The organism is Pseudomonas huaxiensis (genome assembly GCF_003231275.1).
GTDB lineage: Bacteria > Pseudomonadota > Gammaproteobacteria > Pseudomonadales > Pseudomonadaceae > Aquipseudomonas > Aquipseudomonas huaxiensis.
The window spans coordinates 637,716-662,969 of the sequence record NZ_QKVL01000001.1; the positions used below are offsets into that span (position 1 = coordinate 637,716).

Sequence of the window (25,254 nt, forward strand, 5' to 3'; positions counted from 1 at the left end):
ATAGTTCCCGGCACTTCACCTCACCGAAGACTCGCTCATGCCTGCTTCCCCTGTAACCCACGTGTTCACTACCGCGCCAGACGCGGTAGTTGTCGTGCATGGGTTTCAGCAGCCGGCCAGCAGCCAGTATCCACCTGTCAGAACCGTTGTGGCGTGCCCCATGGCACCGCCAGCAGTGGTGGTAGTGGGCTGAGCGGCCAAGCGCCGCACCCCTCCACTCCAGCGATTCTGAATCCGGTCGACTGCTTCGACGCAGCCCGGCCGTTCGGCTTACTTGCCCGAATACAGGTGGCAAATTCATGTCTGTTCTTTCCAAAGCATCCGTGGCCTCGGCGGCTACCACCAGCCTGTTCGTCCTGCTCTGGAGCAGTGGCGCGATCGTGTCCAAACTGGGACTGGCGCAGGCCACGCCCTTCGCTTTTCTGTTGCTGCGCTTTCTCATCGCCCTCGGCGGTCTGTTGTTGCTGGGTCCGCTGCTCAGACTGCGCTGGCCCCGTGAGCCCGCAGCCATCCGCCAAGCGCTGATCACCGGTGCAGTGCTTCTCGGCGCCTACCAGATCTTCTACCTGCTGGCGCTGGACCTGAAGGTCACGCCCGGTGTCATGGCCACGGTCATGGGCGTGCAACCGATTCTCACCGTCGCGCTGATGGAGCGGCAACGTTCGTTCAGTCGGTTGTTCGGGTTGTGCCTCGGTCTGGCCGGGCTGGTGCTGGTGGTCTGGCAAGGGCTCGGCCTGGGCGGAATCTCCCTGGCCGGCATGGGCTTTGCCTTGCTGGCGCTGGCGAGCATGACCTTCGGTTCGATCATGCAGAAGCGCATCACCCGCGATCCCCTCGGCACGCTGCCGTTGCAGTACCTTGCCGGCCTGTTGCTGTGTGGGTTGTTCGCACCGTTCCAGCCGCTGGCGGTGCAGCCGGGCGCGCAACTGTGGGGTTCGTTGCTGTGGATGGGCCTGGTGGTTTCGCTGCTGGCGACCCTGTTGCTGTACCGGCTGATTGCCCGGGGCAATCTGGTCAATGTCACCAGCCTGTTTTACCTGGTGCCGGCGGTCACCGCGGTGATGGATTACCTGATCTTCGGTAACCGTCTCGCCGCGTTGAGCCTGCTGGGCATGGGGCTGATCGTTATCGGCCTGCTGTTCGTGTTCCGCCAGCCGGCGCGGGCTTGAGCACCAGCCACAAGGCCAGGCCGATCAGCAGGCCGCCGTAGAGGTGCGCCGTGGAGATCGGCTCGTCCAGCAGCCAGGCACCCCAGAGCACGCCGAATGCCGGGATCAGGAAGGTCACGGTGGAAGATTTCACCGGGCCGATTTCGCTGATCAGGCGGAAGTACAGGATGTAGGCGAAGGCGGTGCACACCAAGCCCAGGCCCAGCAGTGACAACCACACCGGCCATCCGCCCCAGCTTGTGGGTGGCTGGGTGGCGACGCTCCAGGCGAACAGCGGGGTCAGCAGCAAGGTTGCGCCCATCATGCTGCCCAGCGCGGACAAACGGCTGTCGAGGCCGCCGCGCTGGTCCAGCCAGCGCCGGGCGAGAAAACCCGACAGGCCGTAGCAGGTGGTGGCGCCAAGGCAGGCGAGGGCGCCCTGCATCAGCTTCAGGTCGAAGGCCACCGGCCCGGCACCACTGAGGATGCCAACCCCCAGCAGACCGAGGAAGATTCCCAGCAACTTGGGCAGGGTCATGGCTTCATGGAAGAACAACGCGCCGATCAGCACGCCCATCAGCGGCGTGGTGGCGTTGAAGATTGCCGAGTAGCCGGCGGGCAGGACCTGTGCGGCCACCGCGTAGAGCGTCGCGGGGATCCCCGAGTTGATCATGCCCAGTAGCAGCGCGACTTTGAACTTGCCCTGGAAGTCCCAGCGCACGCGCAACAGGGCGAGGATCAGCAGCAACCCGGCGCAGGCGATCGATACCCGGAAAAACGCCGTCGGCACGGTGCCCAGCACCGGGGCGATGATGCGCATGAACAGAAAGCTGGCGCCCCAGACGGCGGCGAGGATCAGCAAACGGGACAAAGCGATGGGGCTCACGGGACTCTCCGGGCAGAAACGGGGAAAGGAGTGTAAGGCATAAGCCGGGGCGATCTCGTCCGCTTTCTTGCGGGCTGAATCCGTTCATGCCGGTCAATGTCGCCCAGTGCGCAAAAACGCCTGTTCGCGATGCTGGCAGAGTGGTTCCGATTTGGCCGATCCGCCCCTGTGCAGCGGCCTGCGCCGCGGTTACTCTCAGGCTTTCGTCCTTTGTGCCAGAGGTCCAGATATGCCCCAGCAATGGCCGGCCGCCAATATCGCCCGGATGATCCTCGAAGGTTTCGACAATTATCGTGAGCACTTCCGCCAGATCACTGTCGGTGCCCGCGAGCGTTTCGAAAAAGCCCTCTGGCAACAGATCCAGAGCGCCGCAGCGGCGCGGATCAATCTCTACGAGGAAAAGGTCGCCGAGGTCAGCACCCGCCTGCACGAGGGCTTTGATGCCGAGGTGCTACTGGATGTCTCGTTCTGGCCACTGGTGAAGAGCGCCTACATCAACTTGATCGACCCGCGCCTCGACGATGAGCTGTCGGAGACCTGGTACAACTCGATCTTCTGCAGCCTGTTCAGCCACGACCTGATCAGCGACGGCTGCATGTTCATCCACACCACCCGGCCGTCACTGCGCGCCCACGAACGTGCAGCGCAGACCCGCGTCTATCGCCCGGACGGGCAACTGGCCGGGCTGCTCGGGCAGATTTTCAACGACTACCGCTTCGACGTGCCTTATGCCGACCTGCCGGGCGACCTGGCCCGTCTGGAAGCGCAATTGCGCGACAACCTCCCGGACTGGGTGTGCAAGGACCCGCAGTTGCAGATCGAGCTGTTTTCGCCGGTGCTCTACCGCAACAAAGGCGCGTATCTGGTGGGGCGGATCTTCACCCAGGACGAGCAATGGCCGCTGGTGATCCCGCTGCTGCACCGCGAAGGCCATGGCATCGAGATCGACGCGCTGATCACCGACGAAGCCGATGTGTCGATCATCTTCTCCTTCACCCGCTCCTATTTCATGGTGGATGTGCCGGTGCCGGCGGAGTTCGTCGGCTTCCTCAAGCGCATTCTGCCGGGCAAGCATATTGCCGAGTTGTACACCTCGATCGGGTTCTACAAGCACGGCAAATCGGAGTTCTATCGGGCGCTGATCAACCACCTGGCCAGCACCGACGACCGCTTCATCATGGCTCCCGGCGTGCGCGGCATGGTGATGAGTGTGTTCACCCTGACGGGCTTCAACACCGTGTTCAAGATCATCAAGGACCGCTTCTCGCCGTCGAAAAGCGTCGACCGCGCTACGGTGATCGAAAAGTACCGCATGGTGAAGAGCGTTGACCGGGTCGGGCGTATGGCCGATACCCAGGAGTTCGCCGATTTTCGCTTCCCGGTGAGCAAGTTTGACCCGGATTGCCTGGCCGAACTGCTGGAAGTGGCGCCCTCGACCGTGACCCTGGAAGGCGACACGGTGCTGGTGCGTCACTGCTGGACCGAGCGGCGCATGACCCCGCTGAACCTGTATCTGGAAAACGCCACCGACGCCCAGGTCCGCGAAGCGCTGGACGATTACGGCCTGGCGATCAAGCAACTGGCGGCGGCGAACATCTTTCCCGGCGACATGCTGCTGAAGAACTTCGGCGTCACCCGTCACGGCCGGGTGGTGTTCTACGACTATGACGAAATCACCCTGCTCACCGAGGCCAATTTCCGCCGCATCCCGGCGCCGCGTTTCCCCGAGGATGAGATGTCTAGCGAGCCTTGGTATTCCATTGGCCCGCACGACGTGTTCCCCGAGGAGTTCCCGCCGTTTCTCTTCGCCGATATGGGCCAGCGCCGCCTCTTCAGCCAGTTGCATGGCGAGCTGTACGACGCCGAGTACTGGAAAGGCCTGCAGGACGCGATCAGCGCCGGCAAGGTGATCGATGTCTTCCCGTACCGGCGCAAGGGCCGCGAAGAAGTGATTGCCTGACTGTTCGCTTCAGCTTTTCAGGCACTTCAGTTCACTGAAGTCGCGCCGCACCTGGGCCAGGCGACTGTCCAGGTGCTGGCGCTGTTGAGCGCTGCTTTGCGCCATCAGGTCCACCAGCAGGCTGCGCAGTTGCTCTTCGGTGTTCTGGAAGGCGACGCGGTATTCCGGGGTCCAGAATTGTTCGCGGTTTTTCAGCAACTCGCCCAGGCGCGGCTCGAAGTTGTCGCTCTGGCGCTGGTCCATCAGGTTGCTGAATTCGTTCTGCCAGTGGGCACGGTTGGCGATCCAGGCGCGATTCTGTTCGCCCAGGCTCGCCGACCAGGCGGCGACCCGTTCCTGTTGCTGCGGGTTGAGGCCACCGAACCAGGGCGACAGACGTTTCTCCATCCGTTCGCCGCGCTGCTCGATCTGCTTCGATAGCGGCGTTTTCACGTATTTTGCCTGCCGCTCGCGGATATCCTCCGCAAAGCTCTGGCGCATTTCCCGCACTTGCTCGTCGTCCATGCCCTTGAGCAATTGCGCCGCCGACGGGGTGATCTGCTCGGCGACCCGGGCGACGGCCTGCCGCGCTTCCTGGGTGCGCGCCTGCAGGCCCTGTTCGGTGACCTGATCGTCGGCGACCATGCCGCGAATACGGTCCATCCAGTCAAGATAGCCGGGCAGTTGGGTTTTGCAGTGCCAGGCCAATTGCTGCTTGAGGCGTTCATTGAGCCAGCTTTTCTGCTGGCGGTTCATGTCCAGGTAATCGCTGAGCGACCAGGGCACCAGCACATCGAGATTGCGGTAAGCGAGATCCAGCCGGGTGCACGACAGCAGAAACAGGCTGGCGACGATCAGGGTAGCGGGGCGCAGGCAGCGCAGTAGACGAGCGGACATGGCGAGTCCCTTCGGTTGGCATCCTTACTGGGTATAGAACAGGTCTTCCCATACCGGTTCAACCTGATCTCCTTCAGCAATGAAAGCGCTGATCTGTCGGGCGATTCCCATGGTTCGGGTGTAGAATGCGCGGCTCGCAACGAGGATTTTCGGACATGGCTTTAGTTGGGCGTTACAACACCTTGCAGGTGGTCAAGCACACGGACTTCGGTCTGTACCTGGATGGCGGCGCGGATGGCGAGATTCTTCTGCCCAACCGCTATATCCCCAAGGACACGCCCAGTGAGGTCGAGGACTGGCTGAACGTCTTTGTCTATCTGGACAGCGAAGACAAGCTGATCGCCACCACCGAGAAGGCCAAGGTCCAGGTGGGCGAGTTCGCCAGCCTCAAGGTCATCGAGATCAACAGCATCGGTATCTTCCTCGACTGGGGCCTGCCCAAGGACCTGCTGATGCCGTACTCCGAAGAGAAGCGCCAGATGCGCGCCGGTGAGTACTGCGTGGTGCACGTCTACCTCGACCGCCGCACCCGTCGTATCACTGCCACCGCCAAGCTGGACCGCTACCTGGACCAGACGCCGGCCAATTACCGGGTCGGCCAGCAGGTTGACCTGCTGGTGGTGGAAGAGAGCCCGATGGGCTTCAAGGCCATCATCAACAACAAGCACTGGGGCCTGATTCACAAGAACGAAGTGTTCAAGTTCCTGCGTTCCGGCAAGCAGGAAAAGGGCTACATCAAGGAACTGCGCGAAGACGGCAAGATTGCCCTGAGCCTGCAGCCTATCGGCCAGGACGCCGCCCTTGGCCTGCACGAGCAGATCCTGGCGAAGCTCAAGGCTGCCGACGGCGTGCTGCCACTCAACGACAAGAGCGATCCGCAGGTGATCAGCGACATGTTCGGGGTCAGCAAGGGCAACTTCAAAAAGGCCATCGGCGCCTTGTACAAGAGCGGTCAGATCGTTATCCACGACAACCGCATCGAGCTGGCCTGATCAGCGTTGGCGATAACCGGAGAAGTCCAGGTTGTCGCCACCGGGCCGCAAGTCACGCAACAGTGAGTCACGGTCGGCCGACAGCGCAAGGCTGATGGTCGCGCGGCGTTTGCCGGCGTTACGCACTTCCATCTTTTCCTGGTGCGTGCGCAGGTCGCGCACCGGCACTTTCAGGTGCTGCAGATTGTCAGTCTCGGGGGTGTGCAGGAGCAGGTTAACGAACTCACTGTTCTTGCGCAGCCAGGCCACCGGGACATCGAACCACCACAGGTTGCGCTTGCTGTCGAGCACCGCGAATAGCGTGTTGTCGCTGTTCAGCATGGGTTTTTCCAGCGCCTGGTTGCGCCGGGCGATGGCGGTGGGTTTATCGAGTTTCATGCAGGTTTCCTACGGGTGACGCTTGAAAGGTCGGATATTGTGCTGGCAATGCTGTGAAACATAAAGCGACCGCTTTCGTTCTCAACGCCCTCTCTGAACTTTTTCCATAAATGATGTCAATTTGATTGCGCAAAACCAGCGCCGACGACTGATGTCGCCTTATTGAATGCCAGGCTGGTCCCTGGTATCGCCATGGAAGAAAAGAAATGCGAGTACTCATCGCTTTGCTGTTGATGTTCAGCGGGTATGCCAATGCCAGTTGTGGAACGATCAGCGACTCCGATCAACGGACGTACTGCTACGCCAAGACGGGGAGTGGCAGTTGCGGAACGATCAGTAACTCTGATCTGCGCACGCAATGCTATGCCGAGACTGGAAACGGCAGCTGCGGCACGATCAGTGATAGCGATCAGCGTACGTACTGCTATGCCAAGACCGGGAGCGGCAGTTGCGGAACCATCAGCAACTCCAATTTGCGCACGCAATGCTATGCCGAAACCGGTAACGGCAGTTGCGGCACGATCACTGACAGCGACCAGCGTACCTACTGTTACGCCAAGACCGGGAGTGGCAGTTGCGGGACTATCAGCAACTCGGATCTGCGCGCCATGTGCTACTCCGAGACCCAGTGAGCCTTCGGGCGAAAAATAAATGAAACTCTGCGCTTCGCTTGCCAGTCCATCTTTTTGTCAATTCTGACGTTCCCTTCGAGGAGAAATCCCATGAGTGGCACCAAAGATAAAGTCAAAGGCGTGGCCAACGAAGCGGTCGGCAACATCAAGCAAGGCGTCGGCAAGGTTACTGACAACGACAAATTACGCGCCGAAGGCAAGGCCCAGGAACTCAAGGGCGAAGCCCAGCAAGCGGTCGGCAAGGTCAAGGATGCCGTGAAGAAGCCTTGATTGCTGTAGCTGTAGGAAAGCGGCCATCTTCGGGTGGCCGTTTTTTTGTCCGCAGGATTGAATCGCGACCATCTACGTGGGGTCTATTAGACTGTTTTTTAACTTTTCCCAATTTCGACCCGGGAACCAGTGCCTCAGGCAGCGAAAGGAGACGCCATGATTCTTCCCCATTTACGCGGCATACCCTTGCACCGCGTACTGGTACGCACGGTCAGCGAATTTCTCGATGACGAAATGTCCACGTATGCCTCGGCACTGGCCTACCAGATGCTGTTTTCGTTGTTCCCCTTCCTGCTGTTTCTCATCGCCCTGATCGGTTTCCTGCACCTGCCGGACTTCTTCTCCTGGCTGCGCCTGCAGTCGGAGCTGGTGTTGCCGCCGCAGGCGCTGGAACAGGTCAACCCGGTGATCGACCAGTTGCAGCAATCCAAGGGCGGCTTGCTTTCGGTGGGTATCGTCATCGCCCTGTGGACCGCCTCGGCCGGCGTGCGCCTGATGATGAGCGCGATGAACGCCGCCTACGACGTGGCCGAAGGCCGTCCGGTCTGGAAGCGTATTCCGCTGTCGGTTTTCTACACCGTCGGTATCGCCGGCATGCTGCTGGCCGCCGCAGCGCTGATGGTCTTGGGGCCGCAGGTGATGAGCTGGGTGGCTTCGCAGGTGGGCATGGAGGAAATCATCGTCACGGTATGGACGGTGCTGCGCTGGCCGGCCATCGTGATTCTGATGATGGTAGCGGTGGCGTTGATCTACTACGTGATGCCCGATGTGAAGCAGGAATTCCGTTTCATCACCCCCGGCTCGGTGCTGGCGGTGGTGGTGTGGATCATCGCGTCGCTGGGCTTCGGTTACTACGTGAAGACCTTTGCCGACTACAACGCGATGTACGGCAGCATCGGCGCGATCATCGTGCTGTTGCTGTATTTCTACATTTCTGCGGCGGTGTTGCTGCTTGGTGCGGAAATGAATGCGGTGATCGAGCACATGTCCGACGAGGGCAAGGACCCGGGGGAAAAAGAACCCGGTGAAAACGCTGCCGAGCATGATAAAAAGCATGTTTCCGGGCTAGGGCGCGATCATTCCCTGGCTCCCGAGGCAGAACCTGTCAACCGAGCCCCCCATGATTCATGACATTCTCAAGATGGGCGATGAGCGCTTGCTGCGCATCGCCCCGCCGGTCCCGGAGCATATGTTCGGCAGTGCCGAACTGACGCAACTGATCGACGACATGTTCGAAACCATGCGCCATGTCGGCGGTGTCGGCCTGGCCGCGCCGCAGATCGGTGTCGACCTGCAACTGGTGATCTTCGGCTTCGAGCGCAGCGAGCGTTACCCGGATGCCGAACCGGTGCCGCAGACCATCCTGCTCAACCCGGTCATCACGCCGATGGGCAGCGAACTGGAAGAGGGCTGGGAAGGTTGTTTGTCGGTGCCGGGTCTGCGCGGCGTGGTCAGCCGCTACAAGGGCATCTACTACGAAGGCGTCGACCCCGATGGTCAGCCGATCCGCCGCACCGCCGAAGGCTTCCACGCCCGGGTGGTGCAACACGAGTGCGACCACCTGATCGGTCGCCTCTACCCCTCGCGCATCCACGACTTCAGCCGCTTCGGTTACACCGAGGTGCTGTTCCCCGGCCTGGACCCGGCCAGCGACGACTGATCCCGCGCCATCGCCAGCAATGGCTTGCTGCGCCGGTAGCGGGCCAGGCGTTCGGCGAGGACCGCCGGCAGCGCTTCATCGACGGTGAAACCAAGCCGTTCGTAGAACCCCTGCAGATCCGGATGACAGAACAGCCAGATAAAGCCTTCGACCTGTTCGCTGGCTTCGTCGATCAGGCGCCTGGCGACCTGCTGCCTGCGCCAGTCCGGCGCGACCAGCAGGCCGGTCAGCCACTGACCGCCCGGCACCGCGGTGAGGTTCAGCGCGGCGATGATTTCACCCCCCCGGGCGACCCAAACCACGCTGTTCTCGCTGGCGCGCATTGGCGAAGCATGGCGTTTGTAGAATTTATTCAGCAGCGGCCGCTCGGAGGGACTAAGCAGACTGCACAGGATCGGGCTCGGGTTTGGCACGGGGCGAGGGCTCTGGCACGGGCGTTTGCGCTGGGCGCAAAGCATTGCCGGCAGGTAAGGATCGGCGATTATTGTTGCGAAAACGGTAACAGTGAATGTCAGGCTTCGCGATTCAACGAAGTTAGCAGATCAGTAAACTGAGCGCATCCCCAGTAAACAACTTCTACCGGGATCGGTACTTCGTGTTATGTCCACTTATTGATATAACAACTTCTCCGCGCCACCTCGGCACATGAAGTCAATCTGTTCGCTCGATTGCTTTAAAGGCCCAACTCTCATGAAAGCATTAATTGCAGTTGCACTGCTTGCCGTCTCTTCGTTCGCACTTGCCGACACGGCCGCACAGCCCGCCGTTGAGCAATACAGCTACGGCACCCAGCTGGATATCGCCAAGGTCATCAGCCTGTCGAATGTTCCCAATGTCTGTGAAGTGGTACCGGCTACCATGGTCTACGAAGATCATCAGGGCCAGCGCCACACCGTCGAATACCGGGTCATGGGTGACGGTTGCAGTCAGGGTTGAAAGTTACACTTGGTTGATTAAAAGCCCCCGCGTCAATGGGGGCTTTTTATTGCCTTTAATTTGAACTGGTTGACGGTTTATTAGTGCGGCCACGATAACCAATCACGTTCTTTCCCGCTCCAGCAACTGCTGTTTGCGCGCCACGCCCCAGCGATAACCCGACAGGTTGCCGTCGCTGCGCACCACCCGATGGCAGGGGACCGCCACCGCGATGCTGTTGGCCGCGCAGGCCTTGGCTACGGCGCGAACCGCCTTGGGCGAGCCGATGCGTTCGGCGATCTCGGCGTAGCTGGCGGTGCTGCCCACCGGAATATCCCGCAACGCCTGCCAGACTCGCTCCTGAAACGCTGTGCCGCGCAGGTCCAGCGGCAGGTCGAGGCCGATCGCTGGCGCTTCGACGAATCCCACCACCCGCGCCACCAAACGTTCGAAGGCGGCATCGGCGCCGATGAAATTGGCTTTGGGAAATTTGTCTTGCAGGTCCTGCAGCAGCGCCTGCGGGTCGTCGCCCAGCAGGATCGCGCAGATGCCCTTGGTGCTTTGTGCGACGAGTATTGCCCCCAGCGAGCACTGGGCGATGGCGAAGTGGATATCGGTCTTGGCGCCGCCATCGCGGTAGGTCGCCGGGGTCATGCCGAGGCGTGCATTACTGGATTCGTAGAAGCGGCTGTTGGAGTTGAAGCCCGCGTCGTAGAGCGCCTCGGTAATGGAGTCGGCACGCTGCAGGTGCTGGCGCAGCTTTTGCGCGCGGTGCGCCGTGGCGTAGGCCTTGGGCGTCAGGCCGGTGGCGCGCTTGAACACGCGGTGGAAATGGTACGGGCTCATGTTCACCTGCTCGGCCAACTGTTCCAGGCTCGGTTCGGTTTCGGCCTCTTCAATCAGCTTGCAGGCCCTGGCGACCTGGGCTGCGTGTTGCCGCGCCAGGCCGTTCTGGTCGGTGCCGCGGCGTCGGCTTGGCCGGTAGCCGGCGGCTTCGGCTTCGGCCGCAGTGGCGAAGAACTCGACGTTTTCGATGCGCGGCCGGCGCGCCGGGCTGGACGCGCGGCAATAGACGCCGGTGGTGCGCACGCCGTAGACGAACGACGGGTCGGCGGCCGGGTCGCGGGCGAGCAGAGCTTGCCAGCGTGGATCGGATTCGCTGACCGTGGGTTGGGTTTTAGGGCGCATGTTCTTCCTCCGAAAAGCCGGGGCCTGTCCATCAAAGCATGGGTATCTACACATCTTTCGGCCATGTGGTGGCCGCCATGTGCCTGTCAGAGGATCCGGTCATGGCCACCAGGTGCTAGCCCATAGTTCTTCAGCGCTCTCAAGATCGAGCGCCGCCCGCGCGGCGCATCGCCGGCAAGCCGGCTCCCACATTGGTTGCAACGAGCCTATGTCTGTCAGGTCATGGTTGACTGCCTTGGTAGTTCGGCTCGATTTTGAGGCTGGCGCCTCAGCCGCCCCGTACTTTCCAGCCATGCGCCAAGGCTGGCAACGCCAATCCCACAGGCCATGGCGCGTTGCAGCAAATGTGGGAGCTGGCTTGCCAGCGATGCGCCGCGCGGGCGGCGCTCGATCTTGAGAGCGCTGAAGAACTATCGGCTGGCAGTTGGTGGCCATGACACTGATCCTCTGACAGGCAACTCATGGCCTTCACACAATCCCGAGACGTTTAGATATCCATGCCATCAATGGCAGCAAGCCAACTGCTGAAGCTGGCTCACAGTCTAGAAATCCCCGGGCCACGGAAAACTCCGCCGCTTGCTTTCGAATTCACGTTGTCGGCACTCGCCACAAATACCACGCCGCCACTGTGCGGTAGGGGCTCCAGGCTGCGCCCAGTTCCTGCAGGTGCTTGCGCGTCGGTTGTGCGGCCAGTCCCTGAAGGCGGCGGTAGCCCTCGCGCACGCCGAAGTCATCGACCGGCAGGATGTCCATCTGTTCCAGGGTGTAGATCAGCAACATTTCCACGGTCCAGCGGCCGACACCGGGTAGCCGGGTCAGGCGCTCGATCAGCACTTCATGCGCCAGTTGCCGGGCCTCGTCGTGATCCGGCACCAAACCGTCCAGCCGCGCCTGGGCGACGGCCTGCACGGTGTTGATCTTGCGCCCGGAAAATCCACAGGCGCGCAGTTGCTCCGGCGTGGTCGCCAGCAGTTGCGCGGGGGTGGGGAATGCGGCGTCCGTATAGAGCGCGAGAAAGCGCGTGAGGATCGCCTCGGCAGCGCGCGCATGCAGTTGCTGGTAGGCGATGGCGCGGACCAGCGCCTGGTAAGGATCGCGGGTCGGCAGCGGGGTGTGCAGGCACGGGCCGATGGCCGCGATGTGCGCGGCCCAGGCCGGGTCTTGCTGGCTGAGGTGGACGGCGGCCTGGGTGTAGAAGGTTTCGAGTGACGTCATAAGGGATCCGTTTGCGTAACAGCGGCTTGAGTGTAGGAGGGCGGGCACGGCTGTCACTCCGGATCCTGCGCGGCGAATTCGTCCAGCACCTGCGCCACCCGTTCCAGCGCCTGTTTCAACTCGGCCCGGCTGCGGGCGGCGGTGAGGCTGACGCGGATCGCCGGCACCTGGCCCTGCTTGACCGCGAACACCTGTGCGGGCACGACTTCGACGCCTTTGGCCCGACAGGCCGCAGCCAGCACTTCGCCCGGGCGCGGGCCGCTGACCCAGACATGCGGCGACGGCGTGGCCTGAAGCGTCAGCGCGGGGCCCAGCAGTCTGGCCGCCAGGCGCCAGCGTTGATTGACCTCCTCGCGCTGCCAGGCGAGCTTGCGCGCGGCAGTGCCGTCGTCGATCCAGCGGCAGGCGATCTGCAGAACCAGCGGGGCGATGGGCCAATGGGTGGCCTGGGAATACGGGTCGATGCGCTCCAGCAACGCCGTGTCGCCGACGATCCAGCCCAGACGCAGGCCGGCGCAGACGGTCTTGGACAGGCTGCTGACCAGCAACCCTCGCGGGCCCAACAGCGGCAACAAGGGCGGCTGGTCGCCCAGCGCGCCGTAGACATCGTCCTCCACCAACAGCAGGTCCAGCCGTTCCACCACCGCAGCGATATCGCGACGACGCTGTTCGCCCATGCAAGCGCCGGTAGGGTTGTGCAGTGCCGGCGTCAGCACCAGCACCCGGGCGCCGCTGGCCCGGGCGACGCGGTCGAGGTCGTCGGGGAGGATGCCTTCATGGTCCATGGCGACGCCGTGCAGCGGCAAGCGCAATTGCCGGCAAGCGGCCTTGATGCCGGGTGCGGTCAGCGCTTCGACCATCACCGCCTCGCCGGGCTGGCAGAACGACAACAGCACACTGAACAGCCCTTGTTGAGCACCACCGCACAGCAGCACCTGCGCGGCGGTCAGGTGCAGTCCGCGCTGCGACAACCAACTGGCACCGTGCACGCGACCGAGCAGCAACTGTTCGGCGCCTAGGTAATGCTCAAGGGCGTGGCTTGGGTTCTGGTGCAGCAACTCGCGCAGGGTCCGGTCGAAATCCTCGCTGTCGGTATCGACCACGGGCACGTTGGTCGACAGGTCGATGTGCGAACTGCCGTTGTCCCGCTGTTTGAGACGAAACAGGGTGGCTTCGTTGCTGCCGGCGAGCACGTAGGTGCCGCGACCGACCTCGCCGGACACCAGATGCCGGGCGGCCGCCTCGCGATAGGCCTGTTGCGTGGTGCTCGGGTTCAGGCCCAGCGCCCAGGCCAGGCGCCGCTGGGGTGGCAGGCGGGCGCCGACCTGAAGCTCGCCGCTTTGGATGGCGCGGGCGATGGCGGCGACCAGGGCCAGGTAGCGGGGTTGTCCGTCGTCGGGAAGGCTGGGGATCCACATGTTTTATTGTCGGCCATGCAATATAAGGTTTTACCCATACAATGCGCGGCCACTAGGATCGGGTCAAATCCCCTGACCCGAGGTGTTCCATGTTCGATCTGCCTGCCTTGCGCGAAGCCGCCCGCCTGGTCCATGCCCAGGTGCCCGCCACCCCGCAGTACGCCTGGCCGCGGCTGGCCGAGCGGCTTGGCTGCGAGGTCTGGGTCAAGCATGAAAACCACACGCCCACCGGTGCCTTCAAGGTGCGTGGCGGCTTGCTTTACGTGCAATCGCTGCAGGGCCGCTCGCCGGCCGTGCGTGGCCTGGTCACCGCCACTCGCGGCAACCACGGCCAGAGCATGGCGATGGCGGCGCGCAATGCCGGTTTGCCGATCATCATCGTGGTTCCTGAAGGCAACTCACGGGAGAAGAACGCGGCCATGCGCGCCCTTGGCGCCGAGTTGGTGGAGCACGGCAGCGACTTCGACCAGGCCCGGACCGAGGCCGCGCGGCTGGGACAAGTGCATGGTTACGAGAGCGTGCCGCCGTTTCACCCGCAACTGATTCGCGGCGTGGCCACCTATGCGCTGGAGCTGTTCGAGGCGGTGGCGGCGCTGGATGCGGTCTATGTTCCGATCGGCATGGGCTCGGGGATCTGCGGGCTGATCCGCACCCGTGATTTGCTCGGGCTGAAGACCGAGATCATTGGCGTGGTGTCCACCGAGGCCGACGCCTTTGCCCGCAGTATCGAGCAGGGCCGCATTGTCACCACCGAAACCGCCGACACCTTTGCCGACGGCATGGCTTGCCGCATTCCGCAGCCGGAAGCTTTCGAAATAATCCGCGAGGGCGCGGCGCGCATCGTCCGGGTCAGCGACGATGAAATCGCCCGCGCCATACGCATCTACCATGAAGACACCCACAACACCGCCGAAGGCGCCGGAGCGGCGGGCCTTGCCGCATTGCACCAGGAACGCGAGCGGCAAAAGGGGCGCAAGGTGGCGGTGATTCTCAGCGGCGCGAATATCGATCGGGAGCAGTTTGCGCGGGTGTTGGCGGGGGAGTGAACGAGGGCAAGTGGAATGCCGACAGGTACGTGGAAGTCGTTGCAAAACCGACCTCAACCCAAGGCAATTTCTTCCAATACATCCTCCACAGGATCCGTTTTAATGCCGGCTGCCTTTTCCTGTAGCCGGTAGCGGATCGTTCATGCCTTTTTCCAACGGATTTCTTCTGAGCCTGTCGCTGTGCCTGGACATCGGCGTGGCCAATATCGCGATGATCACCCTGGCCATGCAGCGTGGCTTCTGGCAGGGCATGTGGCTGGGCCTGGGAACCTGCGTCGGTGATCTGCTCTACGCCCTGGCGGCGCTGGCCGGGATGACCGTGTTGTTGCAGTTCAGCGCCGTGCGCTGGGTGCTGTGGATCGGCGGTTCGCTGCTGCTGGTGTGGTTTGCGGTGAAGATGTTGCTGGCCGCGATCCGTGGTGATGCGCACCTGGACACCGAGGCCAAGGTGGTGCGCGAGTCGCCCTGGCGGGAGTTTTTGCGCGGGATCTTCCTGGCCATGTCGTCGCCCAGCGCAATTCTCTGGTTCGCCGCGGTGGGCGGTGTGCTGATCTCCCGCTCCAGCGCGGGTGGACCGGTTGAGGCTGGGGTGTTCCTGAGCGGTTTCTTCAGCGCCGGGGTGCTCTGGTGCGTGACACTGTGTGGGGTTGCCAGCCACGGTGGGCGGTTGCTGGGTGATCGCTTGTTGACCTGGTCTTACCTCGCTTCGGCAGCGATCTTCTGCTACTTCGCGGTCTATGTGATCGTTTCCGGCTACCGCGAATTTATCCTCGCACCGACGCTCTGAACGCCTGCCAGTAGCTGTTCGGGGTCACGCCCATGACCCGGCGGAAGGCGTTGATGAAATGGCTTTGATCGTAGAAGCCCAGAGCGTCCGCTACCTCCGCAGGATGCAGACCATCACGCAAGCGCCTCCGGGCTTCGCTCAGACGCAATTGCATGTGGTACTGCAAGGGCGCCAGCCCCGTGGCCTTTTTGAAGCAGCGCACGAAGTGGTATTTGCTCAGCCCCGCAGCGGCGGCGACATCCTCCAGCGCGAGCTTGGCCTGCGGTGTATCGCGCATGAGTTGCATGGCCAGGCGCAGTGAGCCCGCTTGTTCGATGGCGGGCGCCGTCGGCTGTTCGAGCAACTGGGCGAGCAGGGCGAGCAGTGCTTCTTCCTGATACGCCGGCTCTCCGGCGTCCGCCCTGGCGAAGTCGACGATGGCGCGGTACAGCGCCGGGTTGTGCAGCACGCCTTGGGCGAAGCTCAAGCTGTCATCAAACTGTTGCAGATTATTGTCTTTGGCAACATGACGCAGGGCGTTCGGGTCCAGGTGCAGGCTGATGTATTCGACACCGTCCTCGGCGAATTCCGAGGCTTGCACCGCCAGCGGGTTATACAGCGTGACACTCCCGGGTGGTACTTCGAGGGTCTGGCCGTCCAGCCAGATGCGCTCGTTGCCGCGCAGGTTGGCACCGAGCACATACTCGTCGTGGGTATGCCGCTCGAAGCTGGCCGAACTGGCCCTGACCCAGGACGACTCGACCAGGCCGAAGGCTTGGAGTGGCTGACTGATTAATGCCATTTGGCAGGTTTCCCCGAGTACGCAACGCGGCTACGCTAGCGGAGTGCCATTAGGCGCGGCAACCCATAATGCCGCCCGTCATGGATCTTCATGAATTGACCTTGTGAGGCATGGATATGTCGACCCAAATGGAAGCCGGGTTTGCTCCCGCACGATTCGAGCATGGGCGTTCATTCACCATCGCCGGTTTTGGCGAGCACTACACCCAACAGACCAACAAAAGCATTCCTGCGCTCTGGGATCGCCTGGCGCCGCAAATCGGCAAGATACCGGGCCAGATCGGTGACGACACCTATGGCGTGTGCTGCAACTTCGACGGCCATGGCGGGTTTCTGTATATCGCCGGCGTGGAAGTGCGCAGCACCAGCGTGCTGCCGCCGGATTTCACCTGGCACACCTTGCAACCCAGGCGTTATGCGGTGTTCGAGCATCGTGGCAAGCTGAGCGGCCTGGGCCATACCTTCGAAAAAATCTGGAAACAGTGGCTGCCGGCGTCCGGTGAGCGCGCCGCCGAGGCACCGGAGTTCGAGCGCTATGGCGACGATTTCGATGCGGAGACTGCCAGCGGTCTGGTGGAAATCTGGATTCCGCTGGAGGGCTGACACGCGGGCAATTTGTCGTCCCAGGCGGCGCTGCAGCGAGCGCCGCTTGCGGGCGGGTGTCAGCCGACGGTGATCGGCGGCGGGCTGACCAGATCGACGGTCTGCTGTTTGCGCGGAGCGAGGATCTCGGCTTCGCCGTCCACCACCAGCTCTTCGTTCTGGTTAAATACGCGGGTGGCGATGCGCACGCGGAATTTCGGCAGTTTTTCGAGGATTTCCAGGCGCACGGTCAGGGTGTCGCCGATCTTCACCGGCTTCTGGAAGCTCATTTGCTGGCCCAGGTAGATGGTGCCGGGGCCAGGCAGTTCACAGGCCACCGCAGCACTGATCAGCGCGCCGCTGAACATGCCGTGGGCGATGCGTTCCTTGAACATGCTCTTGGCCGCGAACTCGGCATCCAGGTGCACCGGGTTGTGGTCACCGGACATCGCGGCGAACAGTTGGATGTCACGTTCTTCGACGGTCTTGCTGAAGCTGGCGGTCTGGCCGACTTCGAGGGATTCGTAAGGCGTGTTGGTGACCTGGGTCATTCGTGGTGCTTCCTTGAAGGCGCGACGGGGGCGGGCAGTATTACTCGCTGCGGGCTGGCCGGCCAAGGGCCAGGGTCTGTTCCAGCCAGTCGATAAGCTGCGCGGTAACCTCGTCGCGGTTGGTTTCGTTGAGCAATTCATGCCGTGCCCGCGGATAGAGTCGCAGTTGCACGTGCTGGTTCCCGGACAGGCGCAGGGCGCCGGTCAGATCTTTCAGACGCTTGCCGACACTCACCGGATCACATTCACCGCCCATGACCAGAATCGGCAGGTTCGGATCGATCTGCGCGAGGTTGGCGGGGCGGCTGATGTGTTCAAGGCCGGTGAGCAGGTCGATCCATAGCCGGTTGCAGCAGCGGAAGCCGCACAGCGGGTCGGCGACGTAGCGGTCGACTTCGGCGGGGTCGCGGCTGAGCCAGTCGAAGGCCGTGCGGGTCGGCTTGAACGCCTTGTTGAACGAGCCGAACGATAGCCATTCGATCAGCGCACTGCGCCCTTGCGGGCCCTGGCGCCAGCTTTCCAGACGAGCGATCTGCCGCGCCGCGCGGTAGAGCGCCGGTGGCTGGAAGTTCGAGCCGCTGAGCACCGCGCCTTGCAGGCTGCCGCTGTGGTGCAGCAAGTACGCCTGGGCGATGTAGCTGCCCATGCTGTGACCGAACAGAAACACGGGCACGCCCGGATACTGCTGGCCGATGTGCTGGTTGAGCAAGCCCAGGTCATTGACCACGGCATTCCAGCCATTTTCACGGGCGAACAGGCCGAGGGTGCCGAGTTCGGCAGTACGGCCGTGGCCGCGCTGGTCGTGGGCGTACAGCGCGAATCCGGCACTGCTCAGCGCCTCGCCGAGGCGCTGGTAGCGGCCGGCGTGCTCGGCCATGCCGTGGGCCAGCAACACCACGGCGCGCACCGGCGTGGTCGGTAGCCATTGATGGACATACAGGCTGCAATGATTGCTGGCCGGCAGCCAGAAGGCGTCATGGAACATGGCGGGTTTCCCTGTACGGATCGCGGGTGCAGCTACTGTATAGCCTATAGCCAGCGCCAGGATCGAGCCACGCGGGGCGCTGAGATTCACACGGTCAATGACGGTCCTTGGCGTATTTGCCACCTGTGGCGGAGCTGCTAACGTCGGCAGAATGCCGTTTTGCAAGCAGGCAACCGGCCCCGTCAAAGGCTCAGGAACGAGGACAATAATAAATGCACGCCGATTTCTGGAACGACAAGCGCCCTGAGGGCGTCCCTTCGCAGATCGACATGAGCACCTATAAATCGGTGATCGAAGTGTTCGAGCGCTCCTGCAAGAAGTTCGCCGACCGTCCGGCCTTCACCAACCTGGGCGTGACCCTCACCTATGCCGAGCTGGACCGTTATTCCGCGGCCTTCGCCGGCTGGCTGCAGCAGTACACCGACCTGAAGCCGGGCGATCGCATCGCGGTGCAGATGCCCAACGTCCTGCAATACCCCATCGCCGTGTTCGGCGCGCTGCGCGCCGGGCTGATCGTGGTCAACACCAACCCGCTGTATACCGCCCGCGAGATGCGTCACCAATTCAAGGACTCCGGTGCCCGCGCGCTGGTCTACCTGAACATGTTCGGCAAGCTGGTCCAGGAAGTGCTGCCCGATACCGGAATCGAGGTGCTGATCGAGGCGAAGATGGGCGACATGCTGCCCGCCGCCAAGGGCTGGCTGGTCAATACCGTGGTGGCCAAGGTGAAGAAGATGGTCCCCGCCTATCACTTGCCGCAGGCGTTGCCGTTCAAGCAGGTGCTGCGCCAGGGCAAGGGCCATTCGCTCAAGCCGGTGCAGTCCAGCCATGAGGACATCGCGGTGCTGCAATACACCGGCGGCACCACCGGCGTGGCCAAGGGCGCGATGCTCAGCCACGGCAATCTGGTGGCGAACATGCTCCAGGTGCTGGCGTGCTTTTCGCAGATCGGGCCTGACGGGCAGAAGCTGCTCAAGGACGGTCAGGAGGTGATGATCGCACCGCTGCCGCTGTACCACATCTATGCTTTCACCGCGAATTGCATGTGCATGATGGTCACCGGCAACCACAACGTGCTGATCACCAACCCGCGTGACATTCCCGGCTTCGTCAAGGAACTGAAGAAGTGGCGCTTCTCGGCGCTGCTGGGGCTCAACACGCTGTTCGTCGCGCTGATGGACAACCCCGACTTCAAGAACCTGGATTTCTCCGCGCTCAAAGTCACCAACTCCGGCGGCACCGCGCTGGTCAAGGCCACTGCCGAGCGCTGGGAGCAGATTACCGGCTGCCGTATTGTCGAAGGCTATGGCCTGACCGAAACCTCGCCGGTTGCCAGCACCAACCCTTACGGGAAACTGGCGCGGCTAGGCACGGTGGGCATTCCGGTGGCGGGCACGGCGTTCAAGGTCACCGATGACGACGGCAACGAGTTGCCGCTGGGTGAACGCGGCGAACTGTGCATCAAGGGGCCACAGGTGATGAAGGGCTACTGGCAGCGTCCGGAGTCCACCGCCGAAGCGTTCGACGCCGAAGGCTGGTTCAAGACCGGCGATATTGCGGTGATCGACCCGGACGGCTTCACCCGCATTGTCGATCGCAAAAAGGACATGATCATCGTCTCGGGTTTCAACGTGTACCCGAACGAAATCGAAGACGTAATGATGGCTCACCCGAAGGTCGCCAGTTGCGCGGCCATCGGCGTGCCGGACGAGCGTTCCGGCGAGGCGGTGAAGCTGTTTGTGGTCGCGCGCGAAGGTGGCGTCAGCCTGGAAGAGCTCAAGGCCTACTGCAAGGCCAACTTCACCGGCTACAAAGTGCCCAAGCACATCGTTCTGCGCGACTCTCTGCCCATGACGCCCGTGGGCAAAATTCTTCGTCGCGAGTTGCGCGAACCGGCTTGAGCAGCTACAAGCTATAAGCTGAAAGCGGCAGGATAGAGCGGTTTACCTCGCTATCCTGTCGCTTGTTGTTTATGGGTTTTACCTGCGCTTAGAATCTTTACTCTAAAAGTGACCAATGATTCTTCATGAGTCATTTTAGTGACCAGTTGGGCCGCTTTAGCTCTAGGCGACCCCTGGTAAAGCTGCTACTCTCGGCGCGCTTCTGATCAATCGGTTTGCAATAAACCGACATCAAATATCAATAATAATCGCATCGACGCGGTGAAGAATTCGCTGTGCTGGAGGAGTGGGCTTCCATGATTGAAAACTTTTGGAAGGATAAGTACCCAGCCGGGGTTGCCTCGCAAATCAATCCTGATGAGTATCCGAATATCCAAGCGGTGTTGAAGCAGTCCTGCCAGCGTTTTGCCGACAAACCGGCATTCAGCAACCTGGGCAAGACCCTTACTTACGGCGAATTGTACGAGTTGTCCGGTGCCTTTGCTGCTTATCTGCAGCAGCACACCGACCTGCAACCCGGCGACCGCATTGCCGTTCAACTGCCGAACGTTCTGCAATACCCCGTCGCGGTCTTCGGCGCCATGCGCGCCGGCCTGATCGTGGTCAATACCAACCCGCTCTACACAGCGCGGGAAATGGAACATCAATTCAACGATGCGGGCGTCAAGGCGCTGGTGTGCCTGGCGAACATGGCGCACCTGGCCGAGAAAGTCGTGCCCAAGACCCAGGTCAAGCACATCATCGTCACCGAGGTCGCCGACCTGTTGCCGCCGCTCAAGCGGCTGCTGGTCAACAGCGTGATCAAGTACGTGAAGAAGATGGTGCCGGCCTATCACCTGCCGACCGCCGTGAAGTTCAACGACGCCCTGGCCAAGGGGCGTGGCAAGTCGGTCAAGGAAGCCTCGCCGGCCCATGACGACGTTGCCGTCCTGCAATACACCGGCGGCACCACCGGCGTTGCCAAGGGCGCCATGCTGACCCACCGCAACCTGGTGGCCAACATGCTGCAGTGCAAGGCGCTGATGGGTTCGAACCTCAACGAAGGCTGTGAAATCCTCATCACCCCGCTGCCGCTCTATCACATCTACGCCTTCACCTTTCACTGCATGGCGATGATGCTGATCGGCAACCACAACATCCTGATCAGCAACCCGCGCGACCTGCCGGCGATGGTCAAGGAACTGTCGAAGTGGAAGTTCAGTGGCTTCGTCGGGCTGAACACCCTGTTCGTCGCCCTGTGCAACAACGAAGGCTTCCGCGCTCTGGACTTCTCGGCACTGAAAGTGACCCTGTCCGGCGGCATGGCTTTGCAGTTGTCAGTGGCCGAGCGCTGGAAACAGGTGACCGGTTGCGCGATCTGCGAAGGCTACGGCATGACCGAGACCAGCCCGGTAGCGTCGGTCAACCCGGCGCAGAACATCCAGGCCGGCACCATTGGCATTCCGGTGCCGTCGACCCTGTGTCGGGTGGTTGACGACGCCGGCAACGAACTGCCGCTGGGTGAAGTGGGCGAGTTGTGCGTCAAGGGCCCGCAAGTGATGAAGGGCTACTGGCAGCGTCCGGACGCCACCGCCGAAATCCTCGATGCCGAAGGCTGGTTGAAGACGGGTGACATCGCGGTTATCCAGCCGGACGGCTACATGCGGATTGTCGATCGCAAGAAAGACATGATCCTGGTGTCCGGCTTCAACGTGTACCCCAACGAGCTGGAAGACGTCATGGCGACCCTGCCGGGTGTGCTGCAATGCGCGGCCATCGGCGTGCCGGACGAGAAGTCGGGCGAGCTCATCAAGGTGTTCATCGTGGTCAAGCCGGGCGTGACCCTGACCCGCGAGCAGGTGATGGAGCACATGCGCGCCAACGTCACCGGCTACAAGGTGCCGCGCTTCGTCGAGTTCCGCGATACCTTGCCGACCACCAACGTCGGCAAGATCCTGCGGCGTGAGCTGCGGGATGAAGAGTTGAAGAAGTTGGGTCTCAAGAAGATCGCCTGATTCAAATCGGGGGCCGCTTTGCGGCCCTTCGCGAGGGTCCTTCGCGAGCAAGCTCGCTCCTACAGTTCAAACACTCACGCATTCTGTAGGAGCGAGCTTGCTCGCGAGAGGCCCGAATAATCAGCGCAATTTCTCAAGCATCTGGTAGTACCACATCCCCGCCGCCAACAGCGGATTCCCCAGCACATCTCCCAGCGGCACGCGCACATGCGAGCAGCCAGCGAAGGTGTCGAATTTCTCTAGCGTCCCGGTAATCGCCTCGGCCATGATCTCGCCCATGATGTGGCTGCTGGCAACGCCATGCCCGGAATAGCCCTGGCAGTACCAGACGTTGTCCGACAGCTTGCCCAGTTGCGGAATGCGGTTGACCACGATGCCCATGGCGCAACTCCACTGGAACTCGATCGGCACGCCTTTCAGCGCCGGGAACGTGCGCTCGATGCACGGCCGCAGTTCGCCGGCGATATCCCGTGAGTCGCGACCGGAATAGTTGGCGCCACCGCCGAACAGCAGGCGGCCATCAGCGGTCATGCGGTAGTAATCAAGAACGAAACGGCAGTCGTACACCGCCAGATCCTGCGGGTTGATCTGCTTTGCCAGGTCGCCCAATGGCGCGGTGGTGACGATGCCGCCCATGGCCGGGAAGATCTTGCCCTTGAGCTGACCCGGTTCGAGCTTGTGGTAGACGTCGCCGGCCAGCAACACCTGCTTCGCGTTGACCCGGCCCTGGGCGGTGACCACTGCCGGATTCGCGCCATGCACGATGTCCAGCACCTCCGAGTTTTCGAAGATCAGCGCACCCAGGCTGTGGGCGGCGCGGGCTTCGCCCAGGCACAGATTGAGCGGATGCAGGTGCAGGTTGCGCAGGTTTTTCAGCGCGCCGAGGTACAGCGGCGAATCCAGGTGCTGGCGCATGCCTTCGCGGTCCAGCAACTGCACCTGATCGCCCATGCCGCGCCGCTCGGCCTCTTCGGCGAAGGCGCGCAGTTCGGCCATGTGCGACGGCTTCATCGCCGCGTGCAGGTGACCGTGCTTGAGGTCGCAGTCGATGCTGTAACGCTGCACCCGCTGTTCGATGATCTGGTGGCCGCGAAAGCGCAGGTGCCAGATGAAGTCATCGACGTCATCGCCCAGTTTGCCGCGCATCTGTTTGCGCATCGCTTCATCGCCGGACAGGCTGCCGGTGACCTGCCCGCCGTTGCGCCCGCTGGCGCCCCAGCCGATGCGGTTGGTTTCGACGATGGCGACTTTAAGGCCGCGCTCGGCCAATTCCACGGCGCTGGCAACGCCGGTGAAGCCGCCACCGATGATCACCACATCGACCTCGACCGTGCCTTGCAGGGTCGGGTACTGGGTCGGGTCGTTGAGGCTGGCGGTGTAGTAGGACGCGGCGCGCTGCGCGGTACGCGGGTTCAAAGCTGCATTCATGATTCGGATCCTTGGCGGAAAAAGAGAAGACGGTTCAGGCCTGGGTCAGGTACCAGCGCCAGTCTTGTTCGCCGACTTCGGCCATGAACTGGCGGTACTCCGCACGCTTGACCGCCAGGTACACGCCGAGGAACTCGGCGCCCAGGGTGTCGCGGGCCCAGGCCGAGCGTTCCAGCGCGGTGAGCGAGCTGAGCCAGTCGGTAGGCAGCAATTCGGTGGCCTGGGCGTAGCCGTTGCCTGCCACCGGCGCACCGGGGTCGAGCAGCAGGCGCAGGCCGTGATGGACCGCGCCGAGCAGGGCGGCGGCGGCCAGATAGGGATTGGCGTCGGCGCCGCAGATGCGGTGTTCGATATGCCGGGTGGGTGCCGGGCCGCCGGGCACGCGCAGGCTCACGGTGCGGTTGTCGATGCCCCAGGTCGGCGCCAGCGGCGCGTAGCTGTTGGCCTGGAAGCGGCGGTAGGAGTTGGCGTTGGGGCAGAACAGCAGCAGTGAATCGAGCAGCGCATCGAGCATGCCGCCCACGGCTTGACGCAACAACGGCGTGCCTGCCGGGTCTTCGCTGGCGAACAGGTTGTTGCCGTCAGCATCGGCCAGGCTCACATGCAGATGCATGCCGGTGCCGGCCAGGTGGTCGAATGGCTTGGCCATGAAGCAGGCCTGCATGCCGTGCTTGTGCGCCACACCCTTGACCAGCCGCTTGTAGCGCACCGCCTGGTCCATTGCCAGCAGGGCGTCGCCGTGCTCCAGGGTGATTTCCACCTGGCCGGGGGCGTATTCCGAAATCGCGGTGCGGGCCGGAATGCCCTGGGCCTTGCAGGCGGCGTAGAGGTCAGCGAGGAAGGGTTCGATCTGTTCCAGTTCACGCAGGCCATAGACCTGCGTGCTTCGCGGTCGCCCGCCGTCGGCGTCCAGCGCCGGCTGCGGTCGGCCTTGGTGGTCGCGCTTCTGGTCGAGCAGGTAGAACTCCAGTTCGCAGGCCATTACCGGGTGATAGCCCTCGGCCTTGAGCGCGTCCACTACCCGCACCAGCACATGGCGAGGGTCGGCGATGGTCGCTGGCAGGCCTTCGCTCGGGTGCATGCTGACCTGTACCGCCGCCGTGGGAATTTGCCGCCACGGCAGGCGCACCAGGCTGCCTTCCAGCGGATAGGCGCGGCAGTCGATATCGCCGACATCCCAGACCAGTCCGGAGTTTTCCACGTCTTCGCCGTGCAGGGTCAGGCCGAGAATGGTGCTGGGCAGCGGCCGCCCGCTTTCGTAGACCGCCAGCAGTTCCTCGCGGTGCAGCAGCTTGCCGCGGGGCACGCCGTTGGCGTCGAGGATAAACAGCTCGAACATCTCGATATCGGGATTGGCGGCCAGGAATGCCCGGGCCTGTTCTACAGGGGCAAAGTGCATGGGTGCTCTCGCTTGCGCCATGGCGGCGCACAGGACCGGCCGCGCAACGGCGGGCGGTCATCGACGGAAGGCCGGCGCACGGGCGCGGCCGAGGGATCGGTCAGGAGAGCGTAGTGTCTGGCGGGCGGGCGTGGCGGCAATGCCACAGCGCCCAGAAGGCGAGGATCACATTGAACAGCGGGTTTTCACCACGGCGGGCCCGCACCTTCGGGAACGAAGGGGCCTGGCTGGGACGGGGCACGGCGGCGGGTGAAGTCATGCAC

The 25,254-nt window shown here is 62.7% G+C and carries 26 protein-coding genes; 13 read left to right on the forward strand and 13 right to left on the reverse strand.

Annotated elements, in window-relative coordinates:
• Positions 1–299 precede the first annotated feature (299 nt).
• The gene (locus DM374_RS03160) at positions 300–1,169 is read left to right on the forward strand and encodes a DMT family transporter (protein ID WP_110968525.1); all 870 of its coding nucleotides are present in this window, start codon (positions 300–302) and stop codon (positions 1,167–1,169) included.
• Here DM374_RS03160 and DM374_RS03165 read toward each other — a convergent pair.
• Complete coding sequence (locus DM374_RS03165) at positions 1,126–2,034, reverse strand: DMT family transporter (RefSeq protein ID WP_110968526.1); 909 nt, start codon at positions 2,032–2,034, stop codon at positions 1,126–1,128. The genes DM374_RS03160 and DM374_RS03165 overlap by 44 nt on opposite strands.
• A 229-nt stretch (positions 2,035–2,263) precedes the next feature.
• On the opposite strand from DM374_RS03165, the gene aceK reads away from it, so the two are divergent.
• Positions 2,264–3,994: a bifunctional isocitrate dehydrogenase kinase/phosphatase gene (gene aceK / locus DM374_RS03170; RefSeq protein WP_110968527.1), complete on the forward strand. Its 1,731-nt coding sequence runs from the start codon at positions 2,264–2,266 to the stop codon at positions 3,992–3,994.
• Between the two features lie 9 nt (positions 3,995–4,003).
• Here aceK and DM374_RS03175 read toward each other — a convergent pair whose 3' ends face one another.
• Positions 4,004–4,870: a DUF6279 family lipoprotein gene (locus DM374_RS03175; RefSeq protein WP_110968528.1), complete on the reverse strand. Its 867-nt coding sequence runs from the start codon at positions 4,868–4,870 to the stop codon at positions 4,004–4,006.
• 155 nt (positions 4,871–5,025) lie between these two features.
• Between DM374_RS03175 and DM374_RS03180 the strand changes: the two genes are divergently transcribed.
• A complete protein-coding gene (locus DM374_RS03180; protein ID WP_110968529.1) occupies positions 5,026–5,862 on the forward strand; it encodes a CvfB family protein in 837 nt (278 codons plus the stop codon).
• Here DM374_RS03180 and DM374_RS03185 read toward each other — a convergent pair whose 3' ends face one another.
• On the reverse strand, positions 5,863–6,240 hold the full coding sequence (locus DM374_RS03185; protein WP_095153897.1) for a hypothetical protein: 378 nt from the start codon (positions 6,238–6,240) through the stop codon (positions 5,863–5,865).
• Between the two features lie 206 nt (positions 6,241–6,446).
• Here DM374_RS03185 and DM374_RS03190 point away from each other — a divergent pair, with 206 nt between their 5' ends.
• The 4 genes from DM374_RS03190 to def all read left to right on the forward strand — a co-directional run bounded on the left by DM374_RS03190 (position 6,447) and on the right by def (position 8,802).
• Positions 6,447–6,872: a hypothetical protein gene (locus tag DM374_RS03190; protein ID WP_110968530.1), complete on the forward strand. Its 426-nt coding sequence runs from the start codon at positions 6,447–6,449 to the stop codon at positions 6,870–6,872.
• 90 nt (positions 6,873–6,962) lie between these two features.
• A complete protein-coding gene (locus DM374_RS03195) occupies positions 6,963–7,142 on the forward strand; it encodes a CsbD family protein (protein ID WP_110968531.1) in 180 nt (59 codons plus the stop codon).
• A 156-nt stretch (positions 7,143–7,298) separates the two neighbouring features.
• Entirely contained in the window at positions 7,299–8,273 is a 975-nt protein-coding gene (locus DM374_RS03200) for a YihY/virulence factor BrkB family protein (RefSeq protein ID WP_110968532.1), read from the forward strand.
• Positions 8,263–8,802: a peptide deformylase gene (def, locus tag DM374_RS03205; protein ID WP_095153893.1), complete on the forward strand. Its 540-nt coding sequence runs from the start codon at positions 8,263–8,265 to the stop codon at positions 8,800–8,802. Before DM374_RS03200 ends, def begins: the two co-directional genes overlap by 11 nt.
• Here def and DM374_RS03210 read toward each other — a convergent pair.
• Positions 8,754–9,215, reverse strand: coding sequence for a GNAT family N-acetyltransferase (locus DM374_RS03210; protein WP_225422435.1), 462 nt, complete (start codon positions 9,213–9,215; stop codon positions 8,754–8,756). The genes def and DM374_RS03210 overlap by 49 nt on opposite strands.
• Before the next feature lie 277 nt (positions 9,216–9,492).
• Here DM374_RS03210 and DM374_RS03215 point away from each other — a divergent pair, with 277 nt between their 5' ends.
• Positions 9,493–9,738: a DUF2790 domain-containing protein gene (locus tag DM374_RS03215; protein ID WP_110968534.1), complete on the forward strand. Its 246-nt coding sequence runs from the start codon at positions 9,493–9,495 to the stop codon at positions 9,736–9,738.
• Between the two features lie 102 nt (positions 9,739–9,840).
• Here DM374_RS03215 and ada read toward each other — a convergent pair whose 3' ends face one another.
• The 3 genes from ada to DM374_RS03230 all read right to left on the reverse strand — a co-directional run bounded on the left by ada (position 9,841) and on the right by DM374_RS03230 (position 13,538).
• The gene (gene ada, locus DM374_RS03220) at positions 9,841–10,905 is read right to left on the reverse strand and encodes a bifunctional DNA-binding transcriptional regulator/O6-methylguanine-DNA methyltransferase Ada (protein WP_110968535.1); all 1,065 of its coding nucleotides are present in this window, start codon (positions 10,903–10,905) and stop codon (positions 9,841–9,843) included.
• Between the two features lie 588 nt (positions 10,906–11,493).
• Entirely contained in the window at positions 11,494–12,120 is a 627-nt protein-coding gene (locus DM374_RS03225; RefSeq protein WP_110968536.1) for a DNA-3-methyladenine glycosylase family protein, read from the reverse strand.
• Between the two features lie 53 nt (positions 12,121–12,173).
• On the reverse strand, positions 12,174–13,538 hold the full coding sequence (locus DM374_RS03230) for an aminotransferase-like domain-containing protein (protein WP_110968537.1): 1,365 nt from the start codon (positions 13,536–13,538) through the stop codon (positions 12,174–12,176).
• Between the two features lie 89 nt (positions 13,539–13,627).
• Here DM374_RS03230 and DM374_RS03235 point away from each other — a divergent pair, with 89 nt between their 5' ends.
• Positions 13,628–14,584 carry a threonine dehydratase gene (locus DM374_RS03235; RefSeq protein WP_110968538.1) on the forward strand — a complete coding sequence of 319 codons (957 nt, stop codon included), beginning with the start codon at positions 13,628–13,630 and terminating at the stop codon, positions 14,582–14,584.
• A 142-nt stretch (positions 14,585–14,726) separates the two neighbouring features.
• Positions 14,727–15,371 carry a LysE family translocator gene (locus DM374_RS03240; protein WP_110968539.1) on the forward strand — a complete coding sequence of 215 codons (645 nt, stop codon included), beginning with the start codon at positions 14,727–14,729 and terminating at the stop codon, positions 15,369–15,371.
• Here DM374_RS03240 and DM374_RS03245 read toward each other — a convergent pair.
• Entirely contained in the window at positions 15,349–16,152 is an 804-nt protein-coding gene (locus DM374_RS03245; RefSeq protein WP_110968540.1) for a helix-turn-helix transcriptional regulator, read from the reverse strand. The two genes, DM374_RS03240 and DM374_RS03245, sit on opposite strands and share 23 nt — an antisense overlap.
• Positions 16,153–16,268: 116 nt before the next feature.
• Between DM374_RS03245 and DM374_RS03250 the strand changes: the two genes are divergently transcribed.
• Positions 16,269–16,754, forward strand: coding sequence for a GyrI-like domain-containing protein (locus DM374_RS03250; protein WP_318531806.1), 486 nt, complete (start codon positions 16,269–16,271; stop codon positions 16,752–16,754).
• Positions 16,755–16,813: 59 nt separating this feature from the next.
• On the opposite strand, the gene DM374_RS03255 is transcribed toward DM374_RS03250, so the two are convergent.
• Positions 16,814–17,284, reverse strand: a complete 471-nt coding sequence (locus tag DM374_RS03255; protein WP_110968542.1) for a MaoC family dehydratase — start codon at positions 17,282–17,284, stop codon at positions 16,814–16,816.
• A 40-nt stretch (positions 17,285–17,324) separates the two neighbouring features.
• Entirely contained in the window at positions 17,325–18,269 is a 945-nt protein-coding gene (locus DM374_RS03260; RefSeq protein WP_110968543.1) for an alpha/beta hydrolase, read from the reverse strand.
• Between the two features lie 212 nt (positions 18,270–18,481).
• Between DM374_RS03260 and fadD2 the strand changes: the two genes are divergently transcribed.
• Positions 18,482–20,170, forward strand: coding sequence for a long-chain-fatty-acid--CoA ligase FadD2 (gene fadD2 / locus DM374_RS03265; RefSeq protein WP_110968544.1), 1,689 nt, complete (start codon positions 18,482–18,484; stop codon positions 20,168–20,170).
• A gap of 296 nt (positions 20,171–20,466) precedes the next feature.
• Entirely contained in the window at positions 20,467–22,164 is a 1,698-nt protein-coding gene (gene fadD1 / locus DM374_RS03270; protein ID WP_110968545.1) for a long-chain-fatty-acid--CoA ligase FadD1, read from the forward strand.
• A gap of 120 nt (positions 22,165–22,284) precedes the next feature.
• On the opposite strand, the gene DM374_RS03275 is transcribed toward fadD1, so the two are convergent.
• The 3 genes from DM374_RS03275 to DM374_RS33415 form a co-directional block, all read right to left on the reverse strand.
• A complete protein-coding gene (locus DM374_RS03275; RefSeq protein WP_110968546.1) occupies positions 22,285–23,592 on the reverse strand; it encodes an NAD(P)/FAD-dependent oxidoreductase in 1,308 nt (435 codons plus the stop codon).
• A gap of 34 nt (positions 23,593–23,626) precedes the next feature.
• Complete coding sequence (locus DM374_RS03280) at positions 23,627–24,991, reverse strand: glutamine synthetase family protein (protein WP_110968547.1); 1,365 nt, start codon at positions 24,989–24,991, stop codon at positions 23,627–23,629.
• A 100-nt stretch (positions 24,992–25,091) separates the two neighbouring features.
• Positions 25,092–25,250 (reverse strand): hypothetical protein, encoded by a 159-nt coding sequence (locus DM374_RS33415; protein ID WP_177431501.1) that lies wholly within the window; start codon positions 25,248–25,250, stop codon positions 25,092–25,094.
• Positions 25,251–25,254: the final 4 nt, after the last annotated feature.